Annotated in this window: 15 protein-coding genes and 1 pseudogene; 3 read left to right on the top strand and 13 right to left on the bottom strand. The window is 67.8% G+C overall.

Going from position 1 to position 13,444, the window contains the following annotated elements:
- Window positions 1–24: 24 nt before the first annotated feature.
- The 8 genes and pseudogenes from ACFLIM_RS39970 to boxC all read right to left on the bottom strand — a co-directional run bounded on the left by ACFLIM_RS39970 (window position 25) and on the right by boxC (window position 7,743).
- Window positions 25–825, bottom strand: a complete 801-nt coding sequence (locus ACFLIM_RS39970; protein WP_393174110.1) for a TetR/AcrR family transcriptional regulator — start codon at window positions 823–825, stop codon at window positions 25–27.
- Window positions 826–1,164: 339 nt separating this feature from the next.
- A complete protein-coding gene (locus ACFLIM_RS39975; RefSeq protein ID WP_393174112.1) occupies window positions 1,165–2,655 on the bottom strand; it encodes an FAD-dependent oxidoreductase in 1,491 nt (496 codons plus the stop codon).
- Between the two features lie 464 nt (window positions 2,656–3,119).
- A pseudogene (locus ACFLIM_RS39980) lies at window positions 3,120–3,432 on the bottom strand (winged helix-turn-helix transcriptional regulator).
- A 27-nt stretch (window positions 3,433–3,459) separates the two neighbouring features.
- Window positions 3,460–4,320 (bottom strand): amidohydrolase family protein, encoded by an 861-nt coding sequence (locus ACFLIM_RS39985; protein WP_393174114.1) that lies wholly within the window; start codon window positions 4,318–4,320, stop codon window positions 3,460–3,462.
- Entirely contained in the window at window positions 4,317–4,649 is a 333-nt protein-coding gene (gene fdxA / locus ACFLIM_RS39990; RefSeq protein WP_393174116.1) for a ferredoxin, read from the bottom strand. The genes ACFLIM_RS39985 and fdxA overlap by 4 nt, the downstream gene beginning before the upstream one ends.
- A 13-nt stretch (window positions 4,650–4,662) precedes the next feature.
- Window positions 4,663–5,061, bottom strand: coding sequence for an NAD(P)/FAD-dependent oxidoreductase (locus ACFLIM_RS39995; protein WP_393174118.1), 399 nt, complete (start codon window positions 5,059–5,061; stop codon window positions 4,663–4,665).
- Window positions 4,994–6,055 carry an AMP-binding protein gene (locus ACFLIM_RS40000; protein ID WP_393174120.1) on the bottom strand — a complete coding sequence of 354 codons (1,062 nt, stop codon included), beginning with the start codon at window positions 6,053–6,055 and terminating at the stop codon, window positions 4,994–4,996. The genes ACFLIM_RS39995 and ACFLIM_RS40000 overlap by 68 nt, the downstream gene beginning before the upstream one ends.
- Before the next feature lie 2 nt (window positions 6,056–6,057).
- Window positions 6,058–7,743 carry a 2,3-epoxybenzoyl-CoA dihydrolase gene (gene boxC / locus ACFLIM_RS40005; RefSeq protein WP_393174122.1) on the bottom strand — a complete coding sequence of 562 codons (1,686 nt, stop codon included), beginning with the start codon at window positions 7,741–7,743 and terminating at the stop codon, window positions 6,058–6,060.
- 195 nt (window positions 7,744–7,938) lie between these two features.
- Here boxC and ACFLIM_RS40010 point away from each other — a divergent pair, with 195 nt between their 5' ends.
- On the top strand, window positions 7,939–8,820 hold the full coding sequence (locus tag ACFLIM_RS40010) for a PaaX family transcriptional regulator (RefSeq protein ID WP_393174124.1): 882 nt from the start codon (window positions 7,939–7,941) through the stop codon (window positions 8,818–8,820).
- Here ACFLIM_RS40010 and boxB read toward each other — a convergent pair.
- The 3 genes from boxB to ACFLIM_RS40025 form a co-directional block, all read right to left on the bottom strand.
- On the bottom strand, window positions 8,817–10,295 hold the full coding sequence (gene boxB, locus ACFLIM_RS40015) for a benzoyl-CoA 2,3-epoxidase subunit BoxB (protein WP_393174126.1): 1,479 nt from the start codon (window positions 10,293–10,295) through the stop codon (window positions 8,817–8,819). The two genes, ACFLIM_RS40010 and boxB, sit on opposite strands and share 4 nt — an antisense overlap.
- A 152-nt stretch (window positions 10,296–10,447) precedes the next feature.
- Complete coding sequence (locus tag ACFLIM_RS40020; RefSeq protein ID WP_393174128.1) at window positions 10,448–10,693, bottom strand: hypothetical protein; 246 nt, start codon at window positions 10,691–10,693, stop codon at window positions 10,448–10,450.
- The gene (locus tag ACFLIM_RS40025; RefSeq protein ID WP_393174298.1) at window positions 10,690–11,571 is read right to left on the bottom strand and encodes a 3-hydroxyacyl-CoA dehydrogenase family protein; all 882 of its coding nucleotides are present in this window, start codon (window positions 11,569–11,571) and stop codon (window positions 10,690–10,692) included. Before ACFLIM_RS40025 ends, ACFLIM_RS40020 begins: the two co-directional genes overlap by 4 nt.
- Before the next feature lie 112 nt (window positions 11,572–11,683).
- Here ACFLIM_RS40025 and ACFLIM_RS40030 point away from each other — a divergent pair, with 112 nt between their 5' ends.
- Complete coding sequence (locus ACFLIM_RS40030; RefSeq protein ID WP_393174130.1) at window positions 11,684–11,947, top strand: hypothetical protein; 264 nt, start codon at window positions 11,684–11,686, stop codon at window positions 11,945–11,947.
- Here the strand turns inward: ACFLIM_RS40030 and ACFLIM_RS40035 are convergent, their stop codons facing one another.
- Window positions 11,948–12,385, bottom strand: a complete 438-nt coding sequence (locus ACFLIM_RS40035) for a hypothetical protein (protein ID WP_393174132.1) — start codon at window positions 12,383–12,385, stop codon at window positions 11,948–11,950. It lies immediately after the preceding gene.
- 97 nt (window positions 12,386–12,482) lie between these two features.
- Here ACFLIM_RS40035 and ACFLIM_RS40040 point away from each other — a divergent pair, with 97 nt between their 5' ends.
- Entirely contained in the window at window positions 12,483–12,983 is a 501-nt protein-coding gene (locus ACFLIM_RS40040) for a hypothetical protein (protein ID WP_393174134.1), read from the top strand.
- Window positions 12,984–13,274: 291 nt separating this feature from the next.
- Here the strand turns inward: ACFLIM_RS40040 and rpmF are convergent, their stop codons facing one another.
- Window positions 13,275–13,442, bottom strand: a complete 168-nt coding sequence (rpmF, locus tag ACFLIM_RS40045) for a 50S ribosomal protein L32 (RefSeq protein WP_393174136.1) — start codon at window positions 13,440–13,442, stop codon at window positions 13,275–13,277.
- Between the last annotated feature and the right edge of the window lie 2 nt (window positions 13,443–13,444).

Consider the following 13,444-nt stretch of genomic DNA (forward strand, 5'->3'; position numbering starts at 1 on the left):
TCACCGCTCAGGGCACACCCCTCCTCACGACACGCGGACAACGCGAAGCAGAAGTGGGGACCTAAACCGGCCACCAGTGGTGACCTCGAACTGGCCACCTGTGGGGACTTTTACATGGCCACGGACACTGGATGCCGCCCTCTTGATGCCCTGCTCCTCTTCAGTTGCGGCGTTGACCTGGTTCAGGCCAGCCGAGCAGTGTGACGGGGCGCCGGAAGTGGGCTGGCTACGGCTTGTGTTCGCCTGCGTGAACGCGTGCGCAAGCGCAAGGCTTGCACGGCGGGCGGTCTCAATGACGTCGTCGGGGCTGACACCGGTTCCTCGCGACGCAAGGAGTGCGGCGCTCGCGGTGTCGAAGGCCATCCGCAGCAGCAGGCGGTCCTGCGTGCTGGCGTCGTCGTCGACCAGGAGGTCGATAACGGTCTCGAACGCCGCACGGGGGTCTTGATCACTGGCAGCCAGCCGACGCATGATCGGCTGGTTGACTTGTGCGAGGCGCATGACTTGGAGGCGCTCGGGTGTGGTGCCCTCTACCCACCGCAGCACCGCCTGCAACGGTAGATCGGGGGTACGGGGCTGCGCAGTGATCCATTCGACCAGCTCGTCCAGATCATGGCGGCGCTCTGCGACGAGACTTCCAAGGATCTCTTCCTTACTGCGGAAGTGGTAGTAGAGCGACGACTTGGTGAGGCCGAGCGCTTCTGAGATGTCTCGGGTGGATGTCGCCTCGTAACCCTTCTCAGTGAAAAGCCTCAGTGCGACACGCAGGATCTCTGTACGCGTGCCGCCACCGTCGCGTCGGCCGGCAGCCTTGGTCCTTACCATCGATGCTCCCTTCGTCACCCTGGAAACTGTTTCCGTGGGTCTCATGTCCTCATGCGTCGCGGCACCGGATCGTCGTCCGCGTCCTAGCACTGCCCAATACCGCTGACGCAGCACGGACAGCCGGCACCGCCGCCTCATACGCGCCGACTCGCTTCGGCGCTCCCCCGCTCTCGACCAGCGGTCTGATCGACCTTGCCTCGAGGCCCCGCGCGGCTCACGGTCCTTCGCCTACGGGGCCAACAGGTCCTGCGCACTTTCGCGGGGCAGGTCACCAGAGGTGTCCGGCAAAGCGTGGAACCGCCTCAGGACGTGTCGACTGTCATCGCATGAGGGAGGTGCTTATGCGGCCTCTCGCGTGCCGGTGAAGTCGATCGTCATCAGAGTCGACTTCGCCTTGCCGGTCATCGTGTCCCCGTCGATCGAGGCGGCGCACTTGACCTTCATTTTGAACGGCGTGGTGAGCCGAGCGCTGAAACTGATGTCGCTGCCGTTGATCTGGCCGCCCTCGATCGGGGCGTCGTTGAGGCTTCCGGTCAGAGTGCTCGCGGTCATGTCGAGGACCAGTTTCGCCAGTTGCTCACCGCGGGGCGTCTGGAACTTCAGCGTCCAGGCGCTGCCTGGCGTCTCTCCCGGTGTGGCGGCGGGGTTTCGACGACGGTACTCGGCGGCGGCGGCGACGGACTCCCGGTGTTCCGCCGCGTGGTCCCGGATCTGGGAGGGATCGAAATCCCTGGTGGCGAAGAACCGCTCGAGTGCGTCGTTGGCGCCGACGGCGTGCTCCCCGGAGCGGGGCAACATGCCTGCCTCGTATCGGGCGACAGCCGAATCGATGGTGGGCTCTTCGGCGAGCGCACGGGCGAGTTCCGCGCCATCGAGCATGGCGAAGTTCACACCGAATCCGCCCCAGGGGGCCATGAGGTGGGCCGCGTCGCCGAGCAGCGTCGCGCCTGCGGTGTGCTCCCAGGTGAGCGGGGCCAGCAGGGTCCACAGCGGCCGGTTGATGAAGGCACCGTCGTTATCGTTGATGAAGCGCAGCATTTCATCAGCCCAGCCCTTGAATTCCTTGAGCAGGAACTGCCGTACACCGACCTGGTCGTCAAGATCGACGCCGGCCTTGTCGTACCAGTCCAGCTCGGCGCGCATGGCCACGTAGCCGCGCACGTGACCGTTGCTGTTGCGCTGCAGAATGATGCCCCGCCCGTCGTTGTCGCTGGCGAACATGTGGCCATCACCCACGAGCGCCGCCACCCGAGGGTGGCGTTCGTCGACGTCCTCGAAGCGGACCTCGACGAACGAGACGCCGCTGTACTGCGGCACGGCCTGGCTGATGAGTGGGCGCACCCGGGACCAGGCGCCGTCGGCACCGATGACCAGGTCCGCCTCGGCGAGCGTACCGTTGCCGAATTCGAGGCGGTGGGTGCCGTTCCCGAGCGGGGTCACGGCCTGGAGCTTGTGTCCCCATTTCACAGTGCCGGGCTGCACATGCTCGGCAAGGAGGGCGCGAAGCTGCCCGCGGTCGATCTCCGACGCGGCGATGTCGTCCTCTTCGGGAACGAACGCGCTGAGGACGGTACCGTGCTGGTCGAGCCTGCTCTTGGCCTGACCTTCGGGCCTGGCGCGCGCCATGAAGTCCTTGAGCAGGCCGGCGTCTTCCAAAGCGATCTGCCCGGAGTCGGCCTTCAAGTCGAGAGTGCCGCCCGCGTCACGGGCGTCTACCGAGGCATCGGCTTCGTAAACGGTGACCTCGATGTCGTGTTCTTGCAAGACACGAGCGCATAACAGGCCGCCGGGGCCAGCGCCGACGATGGCGATTCGTGCGGGGGTGTTCATGGGCTGAAGTCCTCTCAGGAGCTGTCTTCGACGCGACGACCGCTTCAGCAAGAAGATCAACTGACCGGGCGTTCGTTCAATGATTGACCGTAGCTTAACGACCGACCGGTAAGCAAGCGAGCGAATCAACCGACCTGACGGGCGCGTCGCGAGCCTCACACCATGTAACAAATATCTCTTGAGTCCTTGTATCGCTGCGTGACGCCGGTTCCGGCGTGAAGATGCGGTGCTGACGCGCCGTACCTGAAGGGTCCGGTTTCGAGGTTCGGTCGGTTTCGGCGATCGTCATGGTGGTGCCGGATTCCTGCGTCGCGATGGTCGGGCGCCGTCTGGCGACGTCGCGATGGAGGCAACGGGTGACTACTGGAAGGCGCCGTTCTTCCGGTTGGAGGCCGAGGGCTTCAACTGCGTTCTGGCCGACGCCAAGCAGGTCAAGCATCTACCTGGGCGGCCGAAGACCGCCGTTATGCCTCGTCGTCGAAGCGCGCGTGCGCGCGGGACGTCGGGCATGTTGACGGTGGTCCAGTGCAGGAGTGCGTCGATGAGTTCTTGGAGTGTCATTCCGAGCGGCGTGATGCGGTACTCGACGGCGATGGGTCGCGAGCTTGCGATGACACGCTCGACCATCCCGTTGCGCTCGAGGCGCCGCAGCGTCGCCGTGAGCGACTTCTGCGTCACGACGGGGATCGCTCGGCGTAGCTCATTGAAGCGCGAGGGCCTCTCGCATAGCTCGTCGAGCACCTGCAGCGACCATTTGTCGAGCACTTGGTCGAGCAGCTCGCGGTGCGTAGATGGGCATCCGGGTCACTCCTCCGCTCGCAGGCCGGCGTACACCTTCGTGGCGTTCCCGGCGAGCACGGCGGCGGCCACGTCGTCGGGCAGCAGGCCGGCGACGGCTCGGGCGTTGGCGGCGGTGCCGGGCACGCCGGGCCAGTCGGTGCCGAAGATCCACTTGCGGGCGAGGCGGGTGAGGTCGTGGCGGGCGTAGTACTCGGGCAGCCGTTTGGGCGGCAGGCCGGACAGCTCCAGCCAGACGGTGTCGTTGGACAGGGCCAGGAAGGCGGCGGCGTCGTACCACCAGCCGCGCCCGCCGTGCGCCAGCACCACGTTCAGGCCGGGGAAGTCGCGCACGACCGGGATGAGGAAGCGCGGGTCGGCGTTCTCGTTGGCCGCGCCGGGGAAGGAGCTGGTGCCGCAGTGTACGACGAGTGGCACGCCACGCTCCTCCAGCACGTGGTAGGACGGATACAGGGCCGCGTCGTCGCAGCGGAACCCACCGTGCACCGGGTGCAGCTTGAGCGCGGCGGCCCCGAGGCCGAGCTGGCGGCGCACCTCGTCGGCGAGCGGGAAGTGCAGGTGGGGGTTGACGTTGGCGACCGGGCGGAAGCGGGCCGGGTTGTGCTCGACGATCGGCAGCAGGTCCTCGAACGCCTGCGTGCCGGTGGCCTTGGGGCTGTACTCGCACAGCAGCAGCGCCACGTCCACGCCCTGAGCGGCGAAGAGCTCGTCCAGCCGGTCGGGCCGGGGACGGCCGGCGGCGTCCCAGACCTCCTCCAGGACGCCGTCGGCGCCGAAGTCGCGGGCCCACCGCAGCCAGGCGGGCTTGAGGGTGCCGAGCACCGGCACGTGGACGTGGGCGTCGATGAGCGGCATGCCGTCGATCATGCGTGATCCGTGACCATGGGTGTGTCCACGCCGATCCGGCCCGTCTTGTGTGAGCCTCCGGGGGCGCCCAGGGGCACATCACGTCCCGGCAGGACCTCGATGAAGAAGCGCCGGTTATCCTCGACGAACGCAGTGTACTCGTCGAGGATGCGCCGGTCCTGGCTGATCGCCTCGACAGGGCAGACAGGCTCGCAGGCGCCGCAGTCGATGCACTCCTTGGGGTTGATGTAGAGCTTGCGGTCCCCCTCGTAGACGCAGTCGACCGGGCACTCCTCGACGCACGATTTGTCCATGACGTCGATGCAGGGTGCGGCGATGGCGTACGGCATGCGGAACTCCTGGTCAGGCCGGGACAGGCTGATCGGTCGAGCGCTCCGGGAACAACTGGGCGGCGGGGTCGAGGTGCACGGCGGCGTTGTTGACGGCCGTGGCCACCTCGCCGAAGCCGACCGCGATCAGGCGGACCTTGCCGTCGTAGTCGGCGATGTCACCGGCGGCGAAGATGCCGGGCACGTTGGTGCGCATCGCCGAGTCGACGACCAGGTGGCGGTTGTCGTGCAGGTCGAGCCCCCACTCACGGAGCGGCCCCAGGTTGGCGGTGAAGCCGAGCGCCGCGACGAGCCGCTGGCACGGAAGGGTCTGCCCCGTGCTCAGCTCGATCCGTTCCAGCCGGTCACCGCCCATGGTGACGGTGACCTGGGCGTTGGTGACGATCTCGACGGGCGAGGCCTTGAGCCGCATGAGGCAAGCGTTCGAGCCGCTGAGCCTCCTCACCGAGCAGGTACGCCGGCTCGTAGGGCGCCGCCTGCTGGACCAGGTTGGCGTTGAGTTTGCGGCCGGAAACGGTGGGAAACCCGGCGATGTCGTAGATCTGTTTCTCCGGGTACATGGCGCTGACTTGACCGCCGGCCGGTATTGAGCCACTCCCCGCGAACACGGTGCGGCTGGCCTCGGTGCGCCGCCAGTAGCCGAGGGCGATGGACTCGCCTCTCACATGCAGGGCGCCGGGCTGACCATCTGGCACCCTTGCCCCTTCGGCGTCGCGGAGTTCGATGTCGTAGCCGGGCACCGGTCGGCCCGTGGTCCCTGGGCGGATGTCACCAGGTTCGTTGGACAGAAAGATGTGCAACGCCTCAGTGGAGCCTATGCCGTCGATGATCTCGACGCCGAAACGGTGGGTGAATCTCTCCTGCAGCGGCGCGGGCAGGGCCTCCCCCGCCGAGGCGCTCAGCCGTACGGACTTGAAGGTATCCTCCGGTAGCCCGGCGGCGAGTAGCGCGGCATAGAAGGTGGGGACGGCGAAGAATAGCGTCGGCCTGTCGGCGGCCAGGCGATGGGCGATCACGGCGGGAGCCGGGCGGCGCGGCTCCAGCGCTGTCGCCACCCCTGCGGACAGGGGGAAGAACATGGAGTTGCCGATGCCGTAGGCGAAGAAGAGCTTGGCGACGGACAGGCACATGTCGTCGGACCTGATGCCCAGGACCCGGTCAGCGTAGGTCTCGCAGACGTGCCGGATGTTGGCGTGGCGGTGCATGGCGCCTTTGGGAGCGCCGGTGGTGCCGGACGTGTAGAGCCACAGTGCCCACGAATCCTCCAGTGTGCTGGCCGGCTCACGCCGCTCACCGGGTTCCCGCTCCCCCGCTGCGACCAGCTCCGCCCACGTCGACGAGATGATTCCGGCCGGGGCCGCAAGCGGTGCGTCGCCGTCGCACACCAGATGGTCCGTGCCGCTCATGGTCACACCCGCTCAAGGTCGAAGTCGCCCTTGCGGCCGGTGCCGTAGCGGCGCAGGGCGCCGTCGGGGCCCGAGGCGTTGGGGCGGGTGAAGATCCAGTTCTGCCAGGCGGTGAGCCGACCGAAGATCTTGGTCTCCAGCGTCTCCGGGCCGACGAAGCGGTGATTGGCCTCCATGCCGGTCAGCGCATCTGGCGACAATGAGGCACGTTCCTCGAAGACAATTCGGAGCTCTTCTTCGAAGTCGATGTCGTCCAGGGCCATGGTGACCAGACCGAGTTCATCAGCTGACGCGGCCTCCAGCGGTTCCCCGACCCTGGCGCGGACGGCGTGGAGGTCCTCACCCTTACCCCAGAAGCGCGACTGGAGGCGGGACAGGCCGTTGCCCATCGGGAAGTCGCCGTCGTTCGACGCGGTGAGGACGACGGTGGCGGGGGCCGCGTCGTCGTCGCGGTCCTCGTAGACGCCGTCCAGCATGTACTGCCGGTCGGCGGCCAGGGCGAGCTCGGCCAGTAGCCCGGCGAAGGCGGTGCCGGGCTCGATGACGGCGATGAGGCTGCGGCTGGTGACGTCGAGCCGCTTGAGCGTGCGCTTGTAGTAGTGACGCACCTCGTTGACGAACCACTCGTCAGCCAGCTCACGCAGCTGTGCATCGTAGGCCAGCACCCGCTCGTCGTCTCCCACGGCGCGCACGACCCAGATGCCGAGGTCCAGCTCATTGGTCCGCAGGTGGAGAATCAGGTCGTCCAATGCGCGAGTCATGGCCAGCGGCCAATAGCCGGCCCCCTGGGCGAGCACCGCTGAGGCGTCGGCCGGTGGGGCGTCGTGCGGGCCGGACACGATGATTTCGACGCGGTGATGAGCTCGGTCGATGCGTGCGGAGACATAGGGGTAGGTGATGGTGTCACCCTCATCCTTGCGGTCGAGTGGTGTCAGGGCGATGCCTTCGGCGTCCGAGGGCCGCCCAGACGCCGCCACCGCATCCGCGACGCGCCTTGCGATCTCCACGTCCATGGCGTTGCGGGGGACGGCGGCATCGACCAGGCCCCACTCGACAGCGGTGCGGCCTCGGAAGCCTTCGGCCTTGGTGGCGAACACATCGGCGCGGTCCTTGCGCACGTGCCGCTTGTCCACCACGCGGGTCAGGCCCCCGGTGCCCGGCAGCACGCCGAGCAGCGGCACCTCGGGCAAGGAGACGGCCGAGGAGCCGTCATCGACCAGGACGATCTGGTCGCAGGCCAGTGCCAGCTCGTACCCGCCGCCGGCGGCGGTGCCGTTGAGCGCGGCGATCCACGTCTGGCCGGAGTGCTCGGTGGCGTCCTCGATGCCGTTGCGGGTCTCGTTGGTGAACTTGCAGAAGTTCACCTTCCAGGCATGTGTGGACTGGGCGAGCATCCGGATGTTGGCCCCGGCGCAGAACATCCGGTCCAGGCCGCCGGTCAGCACGACCGCCCTGACCTCGGGGTGCTCGAAACGCAGCCGCTGGACGAGGTCGTACAGCTCGATGTCGACGCCGAGGTCGTAGGAGTTCATCTTGAGCTCGTAGCCGGGGACGAGACCGCCGTGCTCGTCCACGCGGAGCGTGACGGTGGCCACCGCCCCGACCACCTCGAGCTTCCAGTGGCGGTAGCGGTCCGGGGAGGTCGCGAAGCGGACCACCGGCGGAGCCGGGTTCGTGGTTTCAGCCATGACAGTCAAGGCACGCTCCGTTGAAAGGGGGTTTTCCACTAATATTCTACGTTTACTAGATATAGCGTCAAGATCTTGTAGTATTTAATGTCGACCTTGGAACTTCTGTAGGTGAACCGAACTGCAGTTACGCTTAGGTATGCCTAACCTGGCAGAATGCGCGTTATCAACGCGTCGAACGACAGGAGAGCAGACGTGGCCCCGCGCGATTCGCCCACGGATATCGGTCCGACGGCCGGGATCGCCGAGCACCAGCGCGAGAGGTCCTCGGCCAGCGCCCGTTCGCTGCTGCTGACGGTGCTCGGCGAGTTCGTGCTCCCGCGCCAGGGCGAAACCTGGACGGGTGCCCTGATCAACGCGCTCGGCGCCCTGGGTGTCGAGGAGAAGTCCGCGCGGCAGGCGCTCTCGCGAGCCGCGGGCGAAGGCCTGCTGGAGTCGGTGCGGTACGGCCGGAAAGTTCGCTGGAATCTGACCGAGGCCGGCGACCGGCTGCTGCGCGAGGGCACCGAGCGCATCTACGGCTTCATGCGCAAGCCGCGCGCGTGGGACGGCCGGTGGCTGGTCCTGACCGCCGGCGTGCCGGAGACCCAACGGCAGCTCCGCCACCGGCTGCGTACCAAGCTCACCTGGCTCGGCCTCGGCTCGCCCTCCCCCGCCCTCTGGGTCATTCCCGACGCGTCCAAGGAGGCCGCCGTTCGCGAGGTCATCCAGGAGCTGGATCTCACCGAACGGGCCTACGCCTGGACAGGCCCGTCGGCCGGGATCGGCGACACCGCCAAGCTGATCAACGCTGCATGGGACCTCGACGACGTGGAGAAGCGCTACGTGCGCTTCATCGAGGGGTTCGAGGGCCGGGCGAACTCGTGTGACCGCGAGGCGCTCGTCAACCAACTGCTCCTGATCCAGGAGTGGCGGCACTTCCCGTTCCTCGACCCCGACCTGCCCGCCGAGCTGCTCGACCACGCCTGGCCCGGCCCCCGGGCGGCGGCCGTCTTCCACGACCTGCACGACCGGTGGCACCGGCGCGCCCAGGCCGAGTGGGACCGCATGGACCAGGACGCCGCCGTCCGGCACTAGATCAGGCCCTCGTCGGCCAGGTGCACATAGTCGAACTCGACCGGCTGGTCGTTGATGCCAGTCTTCGGTGGGGCGATCCAGCCGGCGAACTTGCCGTACTCGTACTCGGGGACCATCAGGGACGCGACCCGCTCGCGATCCTCCGGCGTGGGCAGCCATTCGGCGGCCCTGGCCTGCCACGTGTCCTCGTCGATGATCTCGCCGTGCGGGGTGATGGGGTGGCCGGCGTACACGCCGACCTTGCGGTTGAAGCCCTCGTGCGGCAGGTACAGCCGCTCGCTGAGCCCGGCGTCCTCCAGCGCCTGGTTCCAGCGGCGCACGCCGTGGGCGCAGTCGGCGGCGTATTCGTCCCGCAGGTCGAGGTTGAGCGCGCTGAGCATCGGCACGGTCTTGGTCCTGATCTGCCCGTCCTCAAGGTAACGCAGCTCACGAGTGGCCTCCAGCAGGACGTGGTCGTCCTTGCGCCGGGTCTCCATCCAGCGGCCCTTCAGCCCTGAGGTGTAGTAGTTGCCGGCGTTGGTCGACTGCTCCGAGCCGAACAGGTCCATCGAGACGGAGAACTGGAAGTTCAGGTATTTCTGGATGACGTCCAGCGAGATGCCGCCGAACGGGAAGACGTCGGCCGTGCCGTGCTCCCGCATGAGCTCGGCGGTGCGCTCCAGGACCCGCTGCACCCCGGTGGTGCCCACGAACATGTGGTGGGCCTCCTCCTTGAGCATGAACTCACACGTGCGCGCCAGCGGGTCGAACGCCGACTCCTTGAGGGTGCCGAGCTGGTACTTGCCGTCCCGGTCGGTGAAGTAGGTGAACATGAAGAACTGCAGCCAGTCGGTGGTCGCCTCGTTGAAGGCGGCCAGGATGCGCGGCGCGTCGAGGTCGCCGGAGTTGCGCTTGAGCAGTTGCTCGGCCTCCTCCCGGCCCTCCCTGCCGAAGTAGGCGTGCAGGAGGTAGACCATCGCCCACAGGTGGCGGCCCTCCTCCACGTTGACCTGGAACAGGTTGCGCAGGTCGTAGATGCTGGGCGCGGTGTTGCCGAGGACGCGCTGCTGCTCGACCGAGGCGGGTTCGGTGTCGCCCTGCACCACGATCAGCCGCAACAGGTCGGCCCGGTGCTCACCGGGCACCTCCTGCCAGGCGGGCTCGCCCTTGTGCTTGCCGAAGTTCACCTTGCGGTCGGGGTCGCGCTCGGCCAGGAAGATCCCCCAGCGGTACTCGTCCATGGGGACGTGGTCGAAGTGCGCCCAGCCGTCACGCCCCACGGCCACGGCCGTGCGCAGGTAGACATCCTTGGTCGGCAGGCCCGGGCCCAGTTTCTTCCACCAGTCCAGGAACTTCGGCTGCCAGCCTTCGAGCGCCCTCTGCAGGCGGCGGTCGCCCGCGAGGTCCACGTTGTTGGGGATGCGCTCGCTGTAGTCCACGCGGCTGAGCGGGCCGGTGGGCGCGGGAGCCGCGCCTGTACGGGAGTCGATGGTCATGGCTCCTCCTGCAAGTTCTTATTGATGATCGTGTCGAGCGTTCTCGTACTGCCTTGGAGAGCGGTGCGCTGAAGGCCACTTCGACCTTGTGCGGGTCGCCGTACACGATCGACGCGGCCGCCACGAGCCGCGTGACCGCGGCACGGACGTCCTCACGCTGGGCGAGGCCGACGAGCGCGCCGAGCGGCGGGGACCGCCGGGTCGGACCGCAGCCGGGCGGCCGTGGCCGCCGACCCTGTGAACCCGATGTGGTCCTGCCCGCCGAGCAGGTCGAACAGTCCCGGAATGCTTCCCGCGACGAGCTGGATCACTCCCGGCGGCAGGGCGTCGGCGACGGGGACGCCCTCGCCGCCACCGGCGCGCCAGGTCCCTTCGAGGTAGCTCTCCAAGGTGCTCATGTCGCGCTCCAGTCGTAGAAGCCCTTGCCGGTCTTGCGCCCCAGGTGGCCCTGCTCGACGAGCCGGACAAGCAGGTCGGGCGGGGCGAAGCGGGAGCCCAGTTCGCGCTCGAGGTAGCGGGCGATGCCCAGGCGCACGTCGAGGCCCACCATGTCGGTGAGGCGCAGCGGGCCTGTCGGATGCCCGTATCCAAGTGTCATCGCGGTATCGATGTCCTCGGCTGTGGCGACACCGGACTCGACCATGCGGATCGCCTCCAGCCCGAGCACGACACCGAGCCTGCTGCTGGCGAAGCCGGGCGCGTTGCGGACGACCACGGCGGTCTTGCCGAGGGCCTGCACCCAGGCGATCGCCCGGTCCCGGAGGGCCGGGTCGGTGGCGGCCCCGATGACCACCTCGACGAGCCTGCTCGCCGGGACGGGGTTGAAGAAGTGCAGACCAAGAAAGCGCTCAGGCCTGGCGAACGCCTCAGCGAGCGTGTCGAGAGAGATGCTGCTGGTGTTGGAGGCGATGACCGCCCCGGGGCCGACCGCCTCCTCAATGGCGCGCAGGGTGACGAGTTTGAGGTCGAGGTCCTCGGGCACCGCCTCGATCACCAGCCCGCTGCCAGCCAGTCCGGCATGTCCGGTCGCCGCGGCGAGGCGATCCATCACCCCGTCGGCGTTCTCGACCAGACCGCGCTTGGCGCTGCCCGCAACCGCTCGCGCCACCCGGTCGCGCCCAGCGGCCGCAGCCGGGCCGTCACGCTCCACCAGCGTGACCACGCTACCGGCCATCAGCAAGGCATGGGCGATACCGGCCCCCATGCGCCCGACACCCACCACCCCGCACTGGTCCGGCAGAGCGTCGAGAGCACGGTCTGTCTCCACGGTGACTATGGGATCCTCCTCGCCTCTTCGTCCGCACACTCCTCCAACTTGCCACACTCCCATTGCGATACGGAAGTCTCCTGTAGAGAGAATTACCGATGAAGCAGGAGACGTCTGCCGGATGGCGGGCATCTACGAACACGCTCAGCATCGCCGCAGCGTACGGGCCAGGCAGGAAGCGCCCCCTCCCCTGGAGGGCTGCGGCTACGACACCTCCCGCGCCGCCGTCCTGCCCATGACCCTCGCCGACGCGCTCGACGCCTTCGAGGCCGACGCCGAGCTGACCGACCTGCTCGGCAAGGGCTTCACCACGTCCTACCTGGCCTACAAGCGCAACGAGATCTCGGCTAGCCAAAAGGCCACGACTATGGTTAGCCTTTCCTAACTACTTCCCCCGGGATTCACCCAATACGAGAACGGAAGCTCCACCATGCGCGCATGGCGTCCGCTCCTGGTACTCGCGGCCCTGAGCGTTGTGCTCGCGGGTTGCGGCTCTGGAGACACCACCGCGGCCTCCGCCACACCCGCCGGCCCATGGTCGTTCACCGACGGGTCCGGCAAGGTAATCAAGGCGGACAAGACCCCGACGCGGATCATCGCGCACGCGGGCGAGGCGGCCGCGTTGATGTCCTTCGGCATCAAGCCGGTCGGCATCTACGCCGATGAGTCGGTCAAGACCGACTCGAACCTTAAGGATCTCGACCTGGCCGGCATCGAGATCCTGGGACAGGAGTGGGGCAAGATCGACGTGGAAAAGGTACTTGATGATCCGGTCGTAGTTCTTGGCGATGATGTCCCCGGCTCGAGGGCGCACCAGCACCACCCGCCCAACGGTGACACTCCGCACGCGGCCGTACTCGGGCGCGGTGGGGGCCCATCCGGCGTCGCCGGACGGGAAGATCGTCGTAGCATGCCTTGCCATGAGCAGACGATTAAAGACCGCGGCCGTCCTCGCCGTGACCATCCCGGCCGCGCTCACCCCCTCCCCCACGCTGGCGGCGGCGAAGGCCTATTTGATCAAGAACGATGACCGCTGCCTGACCTACGCCGTCGACCGCACCCCGGCCAAGCTGGGCTTCCGTGCCCAGGCCAACTACTGTCCGTCCACCGAGTTCGACGGGTACCTCTGGAAGCGCACAGCCCGCTCCCAACTGGCCGTCACCTACCAAGGGCGCACGTACTGCCTGGGCACGCCCAAAGGCACCGCCGTCCAGGTGGGGCGGTGCGGCAGCGACCTCAAGCGCCAGCAGTTCGCCTTCCCCGTGGTCAAGGAGGGCGTGTGGGACACGGTGGTCCAGATCAAATGGAAGCACCTGCGTAACACCTGCCTGTACCACAACCCGCGACGTCCATGGGAGATCTCCGCGGCGCCATGCCTGCGTACCAGCAGCGACCAGCACTGGGTGATGGTCCGCCGATAGCCGGGCGCCTTCCGACGCCTCCTCAGCGAACGCAAGATGGACGAGCTGGACGCCACCTCAAAGCGCGGTGCCCTCTGCGTCACGACGCCCCGATACCACTGCCTGCTCTCCTGCCAGAGCCTGGGCCAGCGCAAACCCGCCAACGCTGCCTCTGACTACTCGGCTGGTGAAAGACCGTGGAGGCCAGGCGACATGACCGGTCGCAGCCAAGAGCGACGGCCACCGGGCCCTGTCCGTGTGCCGCGACCGGCTTGTCCCATACACGGCTGATGGCCCGGTGACCGGGTCACCTCATTCCGCTGTGATCAGTCCCCGCTGGTAGGCGCGGACGAGACGGCGGGGCACGAGGAGTCGCCGCCCGTTGACGGTGATCGGGACGAGGTCGGGTACGGCGGCCTTCCACTGGCTGCGGCGGTGCCGGGTGTTGGCGCGCGAGGTCCTGCGCTTGGGTACGGCCACGG

This window comes from Nonomuraea marmarensis, from assembly GCF_043197025.1.
Classification (GTDB): domain Bacteria; phylum Actinomycetota; class Actinomycetes; order Streptosporangiales; family Streptosporangiaceae; genus Nonomuraea; species Nonomuraea marmarensis.